This window comes from Vibrio gelatinilyticus (assembly GCF_022836845.1).
GTDB lineage: Bacteria > Pseudomonadota > Gammaproteobacteria > Enterobacterales > Vibrionaceae > Vibrio > Vibrio gelatinilyticus.
The window spans coordinates 15535-33301 of record NZ_JAJNNZ010000010.1; the positions used below are offsets into that span (position 1 = coordinate 15535).

General features: G+C 45.1%; 15 protein-coding genes. All 15 read left to right on the forward strand.

Annotated features, from left to right (window positions below; all coding sequences use genetic code 11):
* Positions 1-4 precede the first annotated feature (4 nt).
* The 15 genes from ispC to LNL84_RS12930 all read left to right on the forward strand — a co-directional run bounded on the left by ispC (position 5) and on the right by LNL84_RS12930 (position 17744).
* Positions 5-1213, forward strand: a complete 1209-nt coding sequence (gene ispC / locus LNL84_RS12860; RefSeq protein WP_244357967.1) for a 1-deoxy-D-xylulose-5-phosphate reductoisomerase — start codon at positions 5-7, stop codon at positions 1211-1213.
* Complete coding sequence (gene rseP / locus LNL84_RS12865) at positions 1210-2568, forward strand: sigma E protease regulator RseP (protein WP_244357968.1); 1359 nt, start codon at positions 1210-1212, stop codon at positions 2566-2568. Before ispC ends, rseP begins: the two co-directional genes overlap by 4 nt.
* Positions 2569-2616: 48 nt before the next feature.
* Positions 2617-5055, forward strand: coding sequence for an outer membrane protein assembly factor BamA (gene bamA / locus LNL84_RS12870; protein WP_244357969.1), 2439 nt, complete (start codon positions 2617-2619; stop codon positions 5053-5055).
* A gap of 17 nt (positions 5056-5072) precedes the next feature.
* Positions 5073-5582 carry an OmpH family outer membrane protein gene (locus tag LNL84_RS12875; RefSeq protein ID WP_244357970.1) on the forward strand — a complete coding sequence of 170 codons (510 nt, stop codon included), beginning with the start codon at positions 5073-5075 and terminating at the stop codon, positions 5580-5582.
* A 42-nt stretch (positions 5583-5624) separates the two neighbouring features.
* Positions 5625-6656 (forward strand): UDP-3-O-(3-hydroxymyristoyl)glucosamine N-acyltransferase, encoded by a 1032-nt coding sequence (gene lpxD / locus LNL84_RS12880; RefSeq protein WP_244357971.1) that lies wholly within the window; start codon positions 5625-5627, stop codon positions 6654-6656.
* 216 nt (positions 6657-6872) lie between these two features.
* On the forward strand, positions 6873-7331 hold the full coding sequence (gene fabZ / locus LNL84_RS12885; protein ID WP_425244309.1) for a 3-hydroxyacyl-ACP dehydratase FabZ: 459 nt from the start codon (positions 6873-6875) through the stop codon (positions 7329-7331).
* A 1-nt stretch (position 7332) separates the two neighbouring features.
* Positions 7333-8121, forward strand: coding sequence for an acyl-ACP--UDP-N-acetylglucosamine O-acyltransferase (lpxA, locus tag LNL84_RS12890; RefSeq protein ID WP_244357973.1), 789 nt, complete (start codon positions 7333-7335; stop codon positions 8119-8121).
* Between the two features lie 133 nt (positions 8122-8254).
* Entirely contained in the window at positions 8255-9394 is a 1140-nt protein-coding gene (lpxB, locus tag LNL84_RS12895) for a lipid-A-disaccharide synthase (protein ID WP_244357974.1), read from the forward strand.
* Positions 9395-9401: 7 nt separating this feature from the next.
* Entirely contained in the window at positions 9402-10019 is a 618-nt protein-coding gene (gene rnhB / locus LNL84_RS12900) for a ribonuclease HII (RefSeq protein WP_244357975.1), read from the forward strand.
* A gap of 79 nt (positions 10020-10098) precedes the next feature.
* Complete coding sequence (gene dnaE / locus LNL84_RS12905; RefSeq protein WP_244357976.1) at positions 10099-13578, forward strand: DNA polymerase III subunit alpha; 3480 nt, start codon at positions 10099-10101, stop codon at positions 13576-13578.
* 40 nt (positions 13579-13618) lie between these two features.
* Complete coding sequence (gene accA / locus LNL84_RS12910) at positions 13619-14578, forward strand: acetyl-CoA carboxylase carboxyl transferase subunit alpha (protein ID WP_244357977.1); 960 nt, start codon at positions 13619-13621, stop codon at positions 14576-14578.
* Positions 14579-14657: 79 nt separating this feature from the next.
* Complete coding sequence (gene tilS / locus LNL84_RS12915) at positions 14658-15983, forward strand: tRNA lysidine(34) synthetase TilS (RefSeq protein WP_244357979.1); 1326 nt, start codon at positions 14658-14660, stop codon at positions 15981-15983.
* A 96-nt stretch (positions 15984-16079) separates the two neighbouring features.
* The gene (locus tag LNL84_RS12920; protein WP_244357980.1) at positions 16080-16391 is read left to right on the forward strand and encodes a c-type cytochrome; all 312 of its coding nucleotides are present in this window, start codon (positions 16080-16082) and stop codon (positions 16389-16391) included.
* A gap of 115 nt (positions 16392-16506) precedes the next feature.
* On the forward strand, positions 16507-16845 hold the full coding sequence (glnB, locus tag LNL84_RS12925) for a nitrogen regulatory protein P-II (RefSeq protein WP_244357981.1): 339 nt from the start codon (positions 16507-16509) through the stop codon (positions 16843-16845).
* 53 nt (positions 16846-16898) lie between these two features.
* A complete protein-coding gene (locus tag LNL84_RS12930) occupies positions 16899-17744 on the forward strand; it encodes an endonuclease/exonuclease/phosphatase family protein (protein ID WP_244357982.1) in 846 nt (281 codons plus the stop codon).
* Positions 17745-17767: the final 23 nt, after the last annotated feature.

A 17767-nucleotide genomic window follows, 5' to 3' on the forward strand; every position in this document is an offset into this window, starting at 1 on the left:
AAGAATGAGAAACCTTACCATCTTAGGCGCAACGGGCTCGATCGGTGCAAGTACACTTAAAGTAGTCACTCAGAACCCGTCCTCTTTTTCGATTTATGCTCTAGTAGCAGGCACCAATGCGTCAAAAATGGCGTCACTTTGTTTGCAGTGGAAACCGAAATTCGCGGTAATGGCGACAGAATCTGCAGCCAAAGAATTGCGTCTACACCTTGCTAATGAGAAAAGCTCGACTCAAGTGATGTCAGGCGTTAAAGCCATGTGTGATGTTTGCGCAAGCAACGATGTTGATATGGTGATGGCTGCTATTGTTGGCGCTGCAGGCCTGATGCCGACTATCGCAGCGGTTGAAGCAGGTAAGCGTGTGTTACTGGCAAACAAAGAGGCGCTGGTGATGTCTGGCCAGCTTTTTGTCGATGCTGTTAGCAAAAGCGGTGCAGAGTTGCTTCCCGTTGATAGCGAACACAATGCCATTTTTCAATGTCTACCTGAGCCAGTTCAAACCAGTCTCGGTTGGTGTGATATTGAAGCTTCTGGTGTGAGCGAAATTCTTCTAACTGGTTCTGGTGGACCCTTTCGCTATACCGATGTGGCGCAGTTGCCTGCTGTGACACCCGAGCAAGCTATCGCACACCCTAATTGGTCTATGGGGCCGAAGATTTCAGTCGACTCAGCAACTATGATGAATAAGGGACTTGAATACATCGAAGCTAAATGGCTTTTTAATACTAAGCCAGAGCAGCTTAAGGTTATTGTTCACCCCCAATCGGTCATCCACTCGATGGTTCAGTATCGCGATGGGTCCGTCTTAGCTCAAATGGGACAGCCAGACATGGCAACACCAATTGCGTTATCGATGTCATACCCCGAGCGAATTGATGCTGGCGTTGCGCCACTTGATTTTAGAAAAGTGGGTGAATTAACATTCTTAGAACCTGACTTCAATCGTTATCCATGTCTCGATCTTGCGATTCAGGCTTGTTATGAAGGCCAGCATGCAACAACGGCGATTAATGCGGCAAATGAAATTGCCGTTGAGGCATTCCTAAAACAGCAAATTAAATTTACAGATATTTCCTTGGTAAATGAACTGACACTGTCTAAGGTATGCGCATCAAATGAATTTAACTCTATTGATAGCTTGGAAACCATTCTTGAGCTAGATAGAATGGCGCGAGCATACGCGATAGATAGAGTACGAGAACGATTATTATGATCGATATACTTTGGAATTTTGCATCATTCATTGTTGCATTAGGGATCTTGGTTGCAGTCCATGAATATGGTCACTTTTGGGTCGCTCGTAAGTGTGGCGTCCATGTTGAGAAGTTTTCGATAGGATTTGGTCGCTCTATCTGGTCCAGAGTTGGTCAAGATGGCACGGAGTACAGTGTGTCTATGATTCCGCTTGGCGGCTATGTAAAGATGCTCGACAGCCGTGTCGATGACGTTGCTGAACAAGATATGCGCTACACTTTTGACAAGAAGTCACTGTGGAAGCGTACTGCCATCGTGGGTGCCGGACCGGCTTTTAATTTCTTATTTGCCATCGTCGCTTATTGGTTGGTTTTCTTAATCGGTATTCCAGCCGTCAAACCTGTCGTTGGCGAAATTGCCCCGCAATCCATTGCTGCCGAAGCGGGGCTGCAAGAAGGAATGCAAATTACCTCCATTGCAGGGCAAAGTACTTTAGATTGGGATTCGGTCAACCTCGGGTTCGTTAAGCACATTGGTGAATCACAGATGGAAGTCACGGTTTCATCTGAAGAACAAATAGGAACGGATAAGAAACTCACATTTGACCTACAAAATTGGAACTTTGACCCAGAATTAGAGTCTCCAATGGTGGCATTAGGTTTTAAACCATACACACCTGAAATCAAAACTATCTTGGACACGATTGCTGATGATGGTGCAGGAGCCGCTGCTGGATTAATGGCAGGGGATCGCATTGTACAGATTAACGACCAAGAGATTACACAATGGCAGCAAGTGGTGGATGTGATTCAGGTTCACCCTGAGCAGCCGATAACGATTATGGTTGAGCGTTCTGGTCAATCTTTGACTATCGTGATGACGCCTAACGCACGCCAACTTAAGAATGGAACCACCATTGGGTTTGCGGGGATTGCTCCTCAGATCTCAGAATGGCCGGAAAGTTATCGATTTGAGCTGCAATATGGTGTATTTGAATCGGTAGGCAAAGCCATAGACAAGACAGGGCAGATTATTTCACTGACCATCAGCATGCTGAAAAAGCTGATTGTTGGCGATGTCGGCCTAAATAATTTAAGTGGACCTATATCGATAGCGAAAGGTGCTGGAGCAACCGCTGATTACGGTTTGGTGTATTTTTTAGGTTTTCTCGCTCTGATCAGTGTAAACCTGGGCATTATCAACCTAGTTCCGTTACCTATGTTAGACGGTGGGCACTTACTCTTTTTTGCGATTGAGGCTGTTATTCGACGCCCAGTACCCGAAAAAGTACAAGAAATGGGATATCGCATTGGAGGAGCAATCATTTTCTCCCTGATGCTGATTGCAATATTTAACGACTTTACACGCCTTTGATATCAGAAATTTAGGCTTTAGTATTAGCAAGGAATAATTAGAGCAGGTATGGCTATTAAGCATATTCTATTCGCATCTCTACTCGCGACCAGTTTAACGGCGAATGGAACTGAGGATTTTGTAGTACAGGACATTCGAATTGAAGGACTTCAGCGTGTTGCACTCGGTGCCGCATTGCTGAAGATGCCGGTTCGAATTGGCGATACCGTCGATGGTAAAGAGATCGCCGAAATTATTAATGCGTTGTACAAATCAGGTAACTTTGAAGACATTAAGGTACTTCGTGATCAAGATACCTTAGTGGTCAGTGTCAAAGAGCGTCCTACCATCGCTAGTATCTCTTTTTCAGGCAACAAAGCGATTAAAGAAGAGCAGCTAACGCAAAACTTGGATGCATCCGGTGTACAAGTGGGCGAAGCGCTCGACCGAACTGCGTTGAGCAATATTGAAAAAGGCCTAGAAGACTTCTATTACAGCGTTGGTAAATACAACGCCAAGGTACAAGCGGTCATTACGCCACTCCCAAGAAACCGAGCTGATCTGAAATTTGTATTTACTGAAGGTGTATCAGCCAAAATCAAACAGATTAACTTTATCGGAAACGAAGTATTTCCAGATGAAGAACTGTTATCACGCTTTAATCTTGGTGTTGATGTCGCTTGGTGGAACTTCCTAGCTGATGATAAGTATCAAAAACAGGTGCTTGCAGGTGATATCGAAGCATTGAAGTCTTACTACCTTGACCGTGGTTACCTTAAGTTTAAAGTTGATACCACTCAGGTGTCGATTTCGCCAGATAAAAAAGGCGTATACATCAGCCTGGGGCTGGATGAAGGTAACCCTTATACCGTCAAAGACGTTAAGTTTCGAGGCCAGTTAATTGGCAAGCAAAGTGAATTCGCTGAGATGGTCCCATTTGCAGCAGGGGATACCTATAACGGCTCAAGCGTGACGGCTCTTGAAGAAAACATTAAACGAGTGCTGGGTGAGTCTGGCTACGCCTACCCACAAGTGCGGACGATTCCCGAGTTTGATGATGAGAACCAACAGGTATCATTGGTCATCAATGTCGAATCCGGCAGCCGAATTTATGTTCGTGACATTCGCTTTACAGGCAATAACTCAACCAAAGATGAAGTTCTTCGCCGCGAAATGCGTCAGATGGAAGCGAGTTGGTTGAATTCTAAGTCTATTGAAGCGGGTAAAAACCGTCTTAACCGCCTAGGCTTTTTTGAAACCGTCGATGTGCAAACGGTTCGTGTACCAGGCAGTGATGACCAAGTGGACTTAGTCTATAACGTTAAAGAAGCGAACTCGGGCAGTGTCAACTTTGGTGTTGGCTACGGTACCGAATCTGGGGTAAGTTTCCAGGTGGGTTTGCAACAAGATAACTTTGCGGGATCCGGCGACCGTGTTGGTGTCAGCGCGATGACCAATAAGTACCAAAAAAATATCACCTTAGATTACCGTAACCCATTCTGGAACCTTGATGGTGTCAGCTTAGGTGGTCAGGTATTCTACAATGAATTTGAAGCATCAAAAGCGGGTATTATTGACTATACCGACCAAAGTTATGGTGCCACGTTGACTTGGGGTTTTCCGGTTGACGAATTGAACTATTTTGAGTTTGGTGGTGGTTATACCCACAGTCGTTTAGGGAACATCAAAGAGTACGTTCAAATCGAGAAGTTCTTGCAAGCGCAAGAGAAAAACCGCGATGCGGAAGGTAACTTGATAACTGATGACTTCCACTTCACTGTGTCTTGGACTCGCAACAACTTGAATCGAGGACGCATGCCTACGGCTGGTAACCATCAAAAGAGTTATTACAAGATGACGGTACCTGGCTCGGATACTCAATACTTCAAGATGCAATACGACGTCAGGCAGTATTTCCCTATTACACAAAGCCATGACTTTACGTTATTGTTACGTGGTCGTTTAGGCTACGGCAACGGTTATGGTCAAACTAACGGCAATGATAACTTATTACCGTTTTATGAAAACTTCTATGTCGGTGGCTTCTCGACTCTTAGGGGCTTTAGACAGAACTCGGTAGGACCGAAAGCGGTGTATAACGATCCAAACGGCGGCGGTTGTGGTAACGTAGGTGGAAATAACCCTTGTTACTCAGCAACAGAGCAATCGGTTGGTGGTAACGCAGTAGCGCTGGCCAGTATGGAGTTGATTGTTCCGACACCATTTGCTTCAGACGAATTTAAAAATCAAATTCGCACTAGCGTGTTTGTCGATGCTGCGAGTCTATGGGATACAGAATTTTCATACTTAACACCGGACCCTAACATGCCGGGTAAAAAGTATTATTATGATTACTCGGATCCATCCAACTTCCGAGCATCGTTGGGTGTAGCAGTACAATGGATGTCACCTATGGGACCATTAGTATTCTCACTCGCGAAACCAATCAAGAAGTTTGAAGGTGATAAAGAAGAGTTCTTCACCTTTACTATTGGTAACACATTCTAAATTTAGAGGAATCGACTTTGAAAAAAATGATGAAAGCGGCTGGACTTGGCCTTGTAGTTTTAACATCTTCACTGTTTGCTCACGCTGCAGAAGCGGCGCAAAAAATTGGCTATGTAAATACGATACAAGTGTTCCAAGAACTCCCGCAGCGTGAAGCGGTTCTTCAGAAACTTCAGGAAGAGTTCAAAGATAAGGCTGCAGAGCTGCAAGCGATTCAAGCAGAAGCGGCCAAGAAAATGGAAAAGCTTCAGCGTGACGGTGAGCTGCTAGGAACTGAAGAAATTGAAAAGCTGCGTATTGAAATCGGTCAGCTAGATAGCAACTACAAGATCAAGGGACAGGCGCTAGAAAAAGCAAGCCAACGCCGCGAAAGCGAAGAGAAGCAAAAGCTGTTTAAACTGATTCAAGATGCTGTTAAGACCGTTGCTGAGAAAGAAGGTTATGACATCATCATTGACATCCAGGCTGTAGGTTATGCTAAGCCTGAATTTGATATTTCAGAAAGCGTGATCCAGTCACTTAAATAACTCTCTGACACTCAAATAATATTAGGTATACGGCGATTAAAAATGACAGCGTTGACTTTAGCAAAACTGGCTGAGATAGCAGGAGCGCAGCTACACGGAGATGGCAGCGTAATGATTCACTCTGTTGCACCTATGGATAGGGCTGGCAACGGTGAGATTACTTTCTTATCAAATGTGAAGTATGCCAAACATCTTGGTGAATGTAAGGCATCAGCAGTGATGGTTAAAGCGTCACAATTAGAACTGTGTAATACTAATGTTCTTGTCGTTGATGACCCTTATGTTGCCTATGCTAAGGTCGCTCAGGCGCTTGATACAACACCAGCGCCAGCGTCTGACATTGCCAGTAGCGCGGTTATTGATTCAAGCGCGACGCTAGCAGGTAGCGTTTCTATCGGTGCTAACGCCGTTATAGAGGCTGATGTTGAGCTTGCGGAAGGCGTGATCATTGGAGCGGGCTGCTTTATTGGTAAAGGCACTAAAATTGGTGCGAATACTAAGTTATGGTCCAACGTTTCAGTCTACCATGACGTACGTATTGGCAGTGACTGTCTGATTCAAGCGAATGCAGTGATCGGTTCTGATGGTTTTGGTTATGCCAACGAAAAAGGTGAGTGGGTGAAGATCCCTCAAGTCGGTTCCGTCGTTATCGGTAATCGAGTTGAAATCGGCTCTTGCACCACAATAGATCGTGGTGCCCTTGATAACACAATTATCGAAGATAACGTTATTTTGGATAATCAGTTGCAAGTCGCTCACAACGTTCATATTGGTTATGGCACAGCAATCGCCGGAGGCACGGTCGTCGCGGGCAGTACCACGATTGGTAAGTACTGCATCATTGGCGGTGCATGCGTGATCAATGGCCATATTGAAATCACCGATGGTGTGACCATTACTGGGATGGGAATGGTAATGAGAAGCATCACTGAAAAAGGGATGTATTCTTCAGGTATTCCGCTTCAGGCGAACAAAGAGTGGCGAAAGACTGCGACTCGAGTCCACCGCATTGATGAGATGAATAAGCGATTGAAAGCCGTTGAGAAACAGCTAGAGCAGAACGAAAGGGTTTAACCTTGCTGCTTGATAAAAAAAGGCTCGCTATTAGCGAGTCTTTTTCGTGTATGAATTTGTAAGACCGATCATTGACTTTGTTCTAAGCTTTATAAGTTTTAACACAGTTTGTGACCGCGTATGACACAAGTAATGAAGTAGAACTTATCTACTCTGCAACTTCAGGTTGAATGAGTATATAATGCCTCGAGTAGGTAAAGAATTGAAAATAGGATTATGACTTTGAGTACTGATACAAAAACAATGAACATCACTGAGATCCAGGAACTGCTGCCTCACCGCTACCCATTTCTGTTGATTGATCGCGTAGTAGATTTTCAAGAAGAAAAATACTTAACGGCGATAAAAAATGTATCAGTGAATGAACCTCAATTTACCGGGCACTTTCCTCAGTTACCTGTATTTCCCGGCGTTTTAATTCTCGAAGCAATGGCGCAAGCGACCGGACTGTTAGCGTTTAAATCGTTTGGTGCTCCTTCGGGGAACGAATTGTATTATTTTGCAAGCGTTGATAAAGCTAAGTTTCGCAAACCGGTTGTCCCTGGAGACCAATTGGTGATCGAGGTTGAGTTTGTGAAAGAACGTCGAGGTATTGCAGCGTTTAACTGTATTGCAAAAGTTGACGGTGATGTCGTTTGTTCAGCTGAGCTGAAATGTGCTCGTAGAGAGTTTTAATATGATTCATGAAAGTGCGCAAATTCACCCAGCAGCGGTAGTTGAAGAGGGCGCAAAAATTGCTGCCAATGTCACCGTCGGTCCCTTTACTTATATTACATCTGGTGTCGAAATCGGTGAAGGCACCGAAATCATGTCTCACGTTGTGATTAAAGGCAATACTGTTATTGGCAAAGACAATCGTATCTTTCCAAATGCTGTGATCGGTGAAGAAAACCAAGACAAGAAATACTCAGGTGAAGATACGCGAGTCATCATTGGTGATCGCAATGTCATCCGTGAAGCCGTTCAAATTCATCGCGGTACGGTTCAAGACAAAACGCAAACTGTAATTGGCAATGATAACTTGTTGTGCGTCAACGCTCACGTGGCACATGATGTGATTGTGGGTAACCATACGCACATAGGTAACAATGCGATCTTGGGCGGTCATGTGACCGTTCACGATCATGCTGGGGTTATGGCACTGTCTGCTATTCACCCATTTTGTACTGTTGGTGCTTTTGCTTACATTGGGGGTTGCTCAGCTGTGGTTCAAGATGTGCCTCCGTACGTTCTTGCTCAAGGCAACCATGCGACTCCGTTTGGCTTGAACCTTGTAGGTTTAAAGCGCAACGGTTTCGAGAAACCAGAGCTACGTGCTTTACAAAAAGCGTACAAAGAAATCTACCGTTCAGGTAAAACACTGGCAGAAGTAAAACCTATCTTAGCTGAAATGGCTCTGGAGTGGGATTCTGTTGGACGCTTTGTCGATATTTTGGAAAACTCTGAGCGTGGCATTATCCGCTAAACGGCTTTCAAGTTAGAGTCACAAAAGATCGCTGTCTGTTTGGAGAGCGATCTTTTTGTCTTTAATACACAGTAACATAAACAGAGCGTGGCTCTAGGCAGACTCATTGCAGATCAAGAAATAGGAATGCATCATGGAAAAACCTTTACGTATTGGGATTGTAGCCGGGGAGTTATCCGGTGATACATTGGGTGAAGGCTTTATCAAAGCGGTAAAACAACAATATCCAAATGCTGAATTTGTTGGCATCGGCGGGCCTAAAATGATCGCGCAGGGCTGCCAGTCTTTGTTTGACATGGAAGAGCTGTCAGTTATGGGTTTAGTGGAAGTTCTTGGTCGCTTAAAACGCTTATTGCGGGTGAAAGCAGAGTTGGTTGAATACTTTACCAGTAACCCACCGGATGTGTTTGTGGGTATTGATGCCCCCGATTTCAATTTGCGCTTAGAGCTCGATCTTAAATCATCAGGCATTAAAACCGTCCATTACGTTAGCCCTTCAGTTTGGGCTTGGCGCCAAAAACGCATCCATAAAATTGCCAAAGCGACCAACTTAGTTTTGGCTTTCTTGCCCTTTGAAAAAGCGTTCTATGATAAGTTCAATGTGCCTTGTGAGTTTATCGGCCATACGCTAGCAGATGCGATACCGATGCATAGCGACAAAACTCAGGCTCGAGAATTACTTGGAGTAGAGCAAAACAAAAAATGGCTTGCTGTTTTGCCCGGTAGTCGAGGTAACGAACTAAAAATGCTTTCTGAACCGTTCATTAAAACGTGTCAGAAGTTGCACGCAGACGATCCTTCGATTGGTTTTCTTGTCGCAGCGGTCAATGACAAAAGAAAAGAACAGTTTGAACAAGCCTGGCAGCAGCACGCGCCAGAGTTAGAGTTCACCATCATTCAAGACACCGCTAGGAATGTCATTACGGCTTCAGACGTTGTGCTTCTAGCCTCTGGTACGGTCGCTCTTGAATGTATGCTGATAAAAAGGCCAATGGTCGTCGGTTATCGAGTGAACGCGATTACCGCTTTTATTGCGAAAAGACTCGTTAAAACGAAGTATGTTTCTTTACCTAATATTTTGGCAGATGAAGAGATCGTTAAGGAATACCTTCTTGAAGAGTGTACCCCAGAGAATTTGCACGCAGAGTTGAGCCGTTTACTGAGCCAAAATAATGAGCCGATCATTGAACGCTTTACCGAAATGCACCAGTGGATTAAGAAAGACGCAGATAAACAAGCGGCTCAAGCCGTGTTAGCTCTCATCAATAAGTAGCCAAAATATGACGAAGAAAGTAATAGAATACCCAGAATTTGAATACCCGCAGGGCTACCAATTGATAGCAGGCGTCGACGAAGTCGGACGAGGCCCTCTGGTTGGTGATGTGGTGACCGCGGCTGTTATCCTAGATCCTAACCAACCAATTGATGGTTTAACCGATTCAAAGAAATTGTCAGAGAAAAAAAGGTTAGCGCTTTACCCGGAAATCAAGAGTAAAGCCTTGGCTTGGTCGGTTGGTCGTTGCTCCCCTGAAGAGATAGACGAGTTGAATATTCTGCAAGCGACGATGGTGGCGATGCAACGCGCTATAGAAGGGCTTGCTGTAGTGCCAGAGTTTGTGCTTATTGATGGCAATCGTGTTCCTAGCTTGCCGATGGCAGCACAAGCGGTAGTTAAGGGCGATCTTCGAGTCGCTGAAATCAGTGCCGCCTCCATTATCGCCAAAGTGGTGAGAGATAAAGAGATGGAAGAGCTAGATAAACAGTACCCTGAATTTGGTTTTGCCAAACACAAAGGCTACCCGACTAAAGCGCACTTTGAAGCCATCGAAAAACATGGTGTTATTGCTCAACACCGTAAAAGCTTTAAGCCAGTCAAGCGAGCACTCGGCATCGAGTGAAATTGCAATTAATAATTGCTAATCTAGGCTACAGTCTGTAGCTGCCAAGTTTATTGTCGTGACGAGTTAGGAACCATCTATGTCAGACCCCAAGTTTATACACTTACGCGTACACAGTGATTTTTCTATGGTTGACGGGCTGTCGAAAGTCCCACCTTTAGTTAAGAAAGTCGCAGAAATGGGGATGCCAGCCATGGCATTGACAGATTTCACTAACTTATGTGGTTTAGTGAAGTTTTACGGTACTGCTCATTCTTGCGGTATTAAGCCGATCATTGGTGCTGATTTTTTGATGCAGTCAGATGATTTCGGTGACGATCTTACAAAAATTACCATTCTTGCGTCCGACAACAAAGGGTACAACAATCTAACACTACTAATTTCGAAAGCTTACTTACGTGGTCATGTTCAGCATCACCCTGTCATTGATAGGCAGTGGTTAGCCGAGTACGCTGAGGGGCTAATTCTTTTATCTGGCGGTAAAAGCGGTGAAATCGGTAAGGCTTTGCTGAAAGGAAATAATGCATTGGTCGAGCGTTGCCTGTCGTTTTACCATGAGCATTTTGCCGATCGTTTTTATCTAGAGTTAACCCGTACCGGAAGATCTGATGAAGAAAGTTACCTGCATTTTGCGGTTGAATTGGCCGAGCAGACTCAATTGCCCGTTGTGGCCACCAATGAAGTGGTTTTCTTAACTGAAGAGTCATTTGATGCCCATGAAATTCGAGTTGCCATACACGATGGTTATACGCTAGAAGATCCCCGTCGGCCAAAAAATTACAGCGCACAGCAATACCTTAGAACCGAAGAGGAAATGTGTGAGTTATTTGCCGATATTCCAGAAGCACTGCAAAACTCTGTAGAAATAGCCAAACGTTGTAATGTGACGGTACGGCTAGGTGAGTATTTCTTACCTAACTTCCCAACCGAAGGGATGAAAATAGAAGACTTCTTAGTTAAGAAGTCTCAAGAAGGCCTTGAAAAGCGCCTCGAGTTTCTATTTCCAGAACCAGAAGTTAGAGCCGCTCGCAGGCCTGAATACGATGAGCGACTTGATATCGAATTGAACGTAATCAACCAGATGGGATTTCCCGGTTACTTCCTGATCGTTATGGAGTTTATTCAATGGTCAAAGGACAACGATATTCCCGTTGGACCTGGCCGTGGTTCTGGTGCCGGCTCTTTAGTTGCATACGCATTGAGCATCACCGATCTTGATCCACTTGAATACGATTTGCTGTTTGAGCGTTTTTTAAACCCAGAACGTGTATCCATGCCCGATTTCGATATCGACTTTTGTATGGATAAGCGTGATCAGGTGATTGACCACGTAGCGGAAATCTATGGACGTGATGCGGTGTCGCAAATTATTACGTTCGGAACCATGGCGGCGAAAGCGGTTATTCGAGACGTTGGTCGAGTGCTGGGACACCCATTTGGTTTTGTTGATCGTATCTCTAAGCTAGTTCCGCCCGATCCGGGAATGACCCTTGAAAAAGCGTTTAAAGCAGAGCCTGCGTTACCTGAGTTATATGAAGCTGACGAGGAAGTCAAAGAGCTGATCGACAAATGTCGTATTCTGGAAGGCTGTACACGCAATGCCGGTAAGCACGCGGGTGGTGTTGTTATCTCCCCGACGACGATTACCGACTTTGCGCCGATTTATGCTGATTCCGAAGGACAGTTCCCGGTCACTCAGTTCGATAAAAACGATGTAGAAACAGCAGGTTTGGTTAAGTTTGACTTTCTGGGTCTGCGTACACTGACGATTATTGACTGGGCCTTAGGCTTGATTAATCCTAAGTTAGAAAAGCAAGGAAAGGCACCCATACGGATCGAAGCTATCCCGCTTGATGACCAATCGTCTTTTAACTTATTGCAAAATTCCGAAACGACGGCGGTATTCCAGTTAGAATCTCGAGGAATGAAGGACTTGATTAAACGCCTTCAGCCTGATTGCTTTGAAGACATTATCGCTTTGGTAGCGTTGTTCAGGCCAGGCCCGTTGCAATCGGGGATGGTAGACAACTTTATCGACCGAAAACATGGCCGGGAAGCGATATCCTACCCAGATGAAACATGGCAACATGAATCTCTAAAGGAAACCTTAGATCCCACTTACGGCATCATCCTTTATCAAGAGCAGGTCATGCAAATTGCCCAGATCCTTGCCGGTTATACTCTCGGTGGCGCCGATATGCTGCGTCGTGCTATGGGCAAGAAGAAACCCGAGGAAATGGCAAAACAGCGTGCCATCTTTGAAGAAGGTGCCATCAACAATGGTGTCGCTGGCGAGCTTGCAATGAAGATCTTTGACTTGGTCGAAAAGTTTGCTGGCTATGGATTTAACAAGTCTCACTCGGCAGCTTATGCCCTCGTTTCTTATCAAACGTTGTGGTTGAAAACACACTATCCGGCTGAGTTCATGGCTGCGGTAATGACGGCAGATATGGATAACACCGAGAAAGTGGTTGGCTTGGTGGATGAATGCCATCGTATGAAGCTTAAGTTGCTTCCGCCGGACATTAACTCTGGTCTCTATCGTTTTAATGTTGATGAGAGCGGGGCGATCGTTTATGGCATTGGCGCGATTAAAGGGGTCGGTGAAGGCCCAATTGACGTGATCATTGAAGCGCGTGAGAAAGGTGGCTATTTCCGAGATCTGTTCGATTTCTGTGCACGAATCGATATTAAAAAGGTCAACAAGCGTGTAATCGAGAAACTTATTCTTGCTGGTGCTCTTGATCGATTAGGGCCACACCGCGCGGCAATGATGGCGTCGTTAAATGATGCAGTGAAGGCAGCGAGTCAGCATCATCAGGCTGAAGCGTTCGGTCAGGGTGATATGTTTGGTGTGTTAACCGACGCACCCGAGGAAGTAGAGAACAAATATACACAGGTGCCTCGCTGGCCAGAAAAGGTCTGGTTGGAAGGAGAGCGGGAAACTTTGGGTTTATATTTGACCGGACATCCGATAAATGCTTATATTCGTGAATTGGCCAAATATACCAGCTGTCGTCTTAAAGATGCCACCCCGACGCGCCGTGATCAGTCATTGACGATCGCAGGTTTGGTCATTGCCGCAAGAGTGATGACGACAAAGCGTGGAAATCGTATCGGATTAATGACTTTAGACGATCGCAGTGGTCGTATGGAAGTGATGTTGTTCTCAGATGCGTTAGATAAATACGCAGAACTTCTCGAAAAAGACAAAATTGTGGTCGTTTCTGGACAGGTCAGCTTTGATGACTTTAATGGTGGCCTTAAAATGTCTGCCCGCGAAGTGATGGATCTTGGTAGTGCCCGAGAGAAATATACTCGAGGGTTGTCTATCTCGATATCTGAAAACCAGATAGACGAGCGTTTTTACGAACGCTTGAGCGAAATATTAACACCCCATAAAGCGGGTACTGTTCCTGTCAATGTATACTACCAACGTACTGACGCAAGAGCGAAGTTAACGCTCGGAACAGAGTGGCGAGTAACGCCCAACGACACTTTATTAGACGAATTAAAACAGCTACTTGGTGCTGACCAGGTAGAACTCGAATTTAACTAAATTCAGCCGAATAGACGGCTGAATCGATAAGGATTCACAGATGAGCTTGAACTTTCTTGAATTTGAAAAGCCAATCGCTGAACTAGAAGCAAAGATTGAAGCATTACGTGACGTATCACGTCATGGCGGCGACACAGCGATTGATCTCGATAAAGAAATTGGACAATTGGAAACCAAAAGCTTAGAGCTTAAAAAGAAAATTTTCAGTGATTTAGGTGCTTGGCAAGTCGCGCAACTGGCTCGTCATCCACAGCGACCATACACCCTGGATTACGTTGAAAATGTCTTTACAGAGTTTGAAGAGCTTGCAGGTGATCGTGCGTTTGCTGACGACAAAGCGATTGTTGGTGGTATCGCGCGCTTAGAAGGTAAGCCTGTGATGATCATCGGTCATCAGAAAGGTCGTGAAACGAAGGAAAAGGTAATTCGTAACTTCGGTATGCCTAAGCCAGAAGGCTATCGCAAGGCATTACGCCTGATGGAAATGGCTGAGCGCTTCAATATGCCAATCATAACTTTTATTGACACAGCTGGCGCATACCCTGGTGTTGGTGCCGAAGAGCGCGGACAATCAGAAGCAATTGCTAAAAACTTGAAAGTGATGGCAGGTCTTAAAGTGCCCGTGATCTGTAACGTTGTTGGTGAAGGTGGTTCTGGCGGCGCATTGGCAATCGGTGTTGGTGACTACGTTAATATGTTGCAATACTCAACGTATTCAGTGATTTCACCAGAAGGTTGTGCATCAATTTTGTGGCGTGACTCAGATAAAGCGCCACAGGCGGCAGAGGCTATGGGCTTGGTTGCCCCTCGTCTTAAAGAACTTGAGTTAATCGATGAAATCATCGATGAGCCATTAGGTGGAGCACACCGAGATCCAATTAAAATGGCTGAAAACATGAAAGAGACATTGCTTCGTCAACTAGCCGACCTTGAGCAACTTGAAAGCGAAAACTTACTTGAGCGCCGTTACCAGCGTCTAATGAGTTACGGATACTGCTAATACTTAGTCGCGCATTTCGATATATAATAAAGCGGGCCTCAAGCCCGCTTTATTTTTTTCAGAGAAGGACACAAATGTCATGAGTTTGTACTCACACTTTGCTCGACAAATTGACACTCAGTTGGCAAGTGGTGGGCGTCTGGTACTTGCATTTAGTGGTGGTGTTGATTCTCGAGTTCTGTTGGACTTGTTGTCCCGTTACCAACGCGCCCACCCTGAAGCCACCTGTTTGGCGGTTCATATTCACCATGGTTTGAGTGACAACGCTGATAAATGGGCAAGACAGTGCGTCAAATGGGGCCATCAAACGGGTATTGATGTGACTGTTGAGCATATTCAACTTGATCTCAGCAGTGGCGAAAGCATTGAGAAAGCTGCGCGAGATGCTCGCTATGGGGCACTTAAGCAACATGTGATGGCAAACGACGCTCTATTAACAGGCCAACACCTTGATGATCAGCTCGAAACCTTCTTATTGGCTCTGAAACGCGGCAGCGGGCCAAAGGGCTTATCTTCTATGGCAGAAAGCATGACTTTTGGGGATGGTACGTTATGTCGCCCTTTGTTAACGGTTGAGCGTAGTGAAATCGAAGACTATGCCAAGCAGCGTGGACTTGAGTGGCTGGAAGATGAAACGAATCGGGACGTGCGTTTTGATCGTAACTTTTTAAGGCATGATATTACACCACGACTGAAGGCCCGCTGGCCAAGTATTCATACCGCAGTGAGCAGAAGTGCACGTTTATGTGCTTCACAAGAGCGTCTACTAGTGGAGTTGTTAGAGCCAAAACTGGCACAATTGCTTGATGACCAAGGTGGACTGAACATTAAGCCTCTTGTCACTGAATCTAAAGAACAGCGCAGCTTTTTGTTACGTCTGTGGTTGCAAAAGCAAGGCGCGACCTTACCATCGGAGTTACAACTTGATGTTTTGTGGCGACAAGTCGCTCTCGCCCAGCAAGATGCAAACCCAAGGCTTTCTTTACCTGATGGTCAAATCAGGCGCTTTAAAGGTCGCTTATTCTACATTGCCAAATCTAATGATGTGAGTGATTGGGTCAATACTTGGTCTACATCTGAGCGACAACTTTTGCCAGAGGGACTGGGCACTCTAACTATCCAAAACATCGAAGTACTAGATTCAAACTCTAGAATGACCTTATCTCGTCAAAGTCTCCCACCAAGTGTTGAGGTGGTTTTTGATCCACAGGGTTTAAATGCACACCCTTATGGTCGAATCGGCTCTCGAAAGCTGAAGAAATTGTTTCAAGAATATGGTGTACCGAGTTGGTTAAGACAGCGTACACCAATTTTATTGGCACAAAGGAAAGTGATTGCGGTGGCCGGTCTGTTCGTTGATCGTGATTTTTATGGTCAAGATTGTGAACTTATCTGGGACAAATGATCACCTTTCGTGTCACAATCGTAATAAGGTTAGGGGTAAGCTGCTTGTTAACTGATTGACTCGCGGCGATATATGGAAATTTAAGAAGGTAATGCAATGAAAAATGTCGTAATCGGTGCAGTGTTGGCTTTGGGTTTAATTGGTGGGAATGCAGTTGCTGGCGATGTTGCCGCTGGCAAGGCAAAAGCAGCGATTTGCGCGGCTTGTCATGGCGCAGATGGAAACGCCGTGATCCCGGGGTACCCACATTTGAAAGGGCAAAACGAGCAGTACCTTATTTCTTCACTCAAAGCATACAAGAACAAACAACGAAGCGGTGGCTTGGCAGCTGTGATGCAAGCGCAAGCTTCGATGCTAAGTGATGAAGACATTGCCAACGTCGCGGCTTACTATGCTAGCTTGAAATAGTGCGGTAGACGTTATCTAGGATCGCCTGAGCAATGTCTCAGGCTTTTTTATTTCCGTTGATTGTTTTTCGATGCTACTGGATAATACGCGGATAACCGAAATGTAAGGGATGAACATGAAGAAGATTGAAGCCATTATTAAGCCGTTTAAGTTAGACGATGTGCGAGAGGCGTTAGCGGAAGTCGGTATTACTGGTATGACCGTATCAGAGGTGAAAGGTTTTGGTCGTCAAAAAGGCCATACAGAGCTGTACCGTGGTGCTGAGTATATGGTGGACTTTTTGCCGAAAGTGAAACTTGAGATTGTAGTTACCGAAGAGGTTGCTGAGCAATGTGTGGATACTATTATTGAAACAGCGCAAACTGGTAAGATTGGTGACGGAAAAATCTTTATTACAGATATAGAGCGTGTTGTTCGTATTCGTACAGGCGAAGAAGACGAAGACGCTATCTAGAACTAGAAAACAGGGGCATCTAGTGCCCCTGTTTATCGCTAAGGCCGTAAAGAATGAAAATTAAATCCCTCATCATTCTTCTCTTTGTCAGCGTTATCCTTGCTGTCTCAAGCTTTCACCTTATCTTTAATGTGCCGACATCACCAACGGTAACATCTATTGAGGCCGAGCAATCTTCCTCTCAACTGCACTGTTACCATAATGACACGCCGATAGCGATTGACCAAGATGGCCAACTAAATGTGCTCGTCTGGAATGTTTATAAGCAGAACCGTGAGAGTTTGTACTCAGAGCTAACACGTTATGCTCAAAATCAGCAGTTATTGCTATTGCAAGAAGCCAGTCTAGATAGTGAATTCTTATCGTGGATCAAAGAGCAAAAATGGTTGGCGAATCAAGTCAACGCATTTAAAGCCTTCGACGTATCAGCAGGTGTACTCAACCTTGGTCGTCATGCCCCAGTGTTGGCGTGTGCAGAACTTCAAATAGAGCCGTGGTTAAGGCTGCCTAAATCAGGGATCTACGCCAAGTATCTGTTGAGTAATGGTGAATTTTTGATAGTGGTCAACCTACATGCGATTAATTTTACTGTGGGAACGAAAGAGTATCAGCAACAACTCGATGCTTTTGAACGAGCTTTAGTATCCCACTCTGGGCCAATACTGGTGGCGGGAGACTTTAACAGTTGGAGTGGCGCTCGCCAGAAGGCCTTACAAACGTCATTGTCGGCATATGGGCTACAACGCGTTGAGTTTCACCCTGACCATCGTAAAAGATTCATAACAGGCTTGGCATTGGATCATGTTTTTTATCGAGGTATGACGCTTATTGACGCTTCAACACCCATTAGTGAAGCGTCTGATCACAACCCTTTATTGGTGATTTTTCGTCTCGATTAGCAGAGCAAATCGGCTTTTTCTAA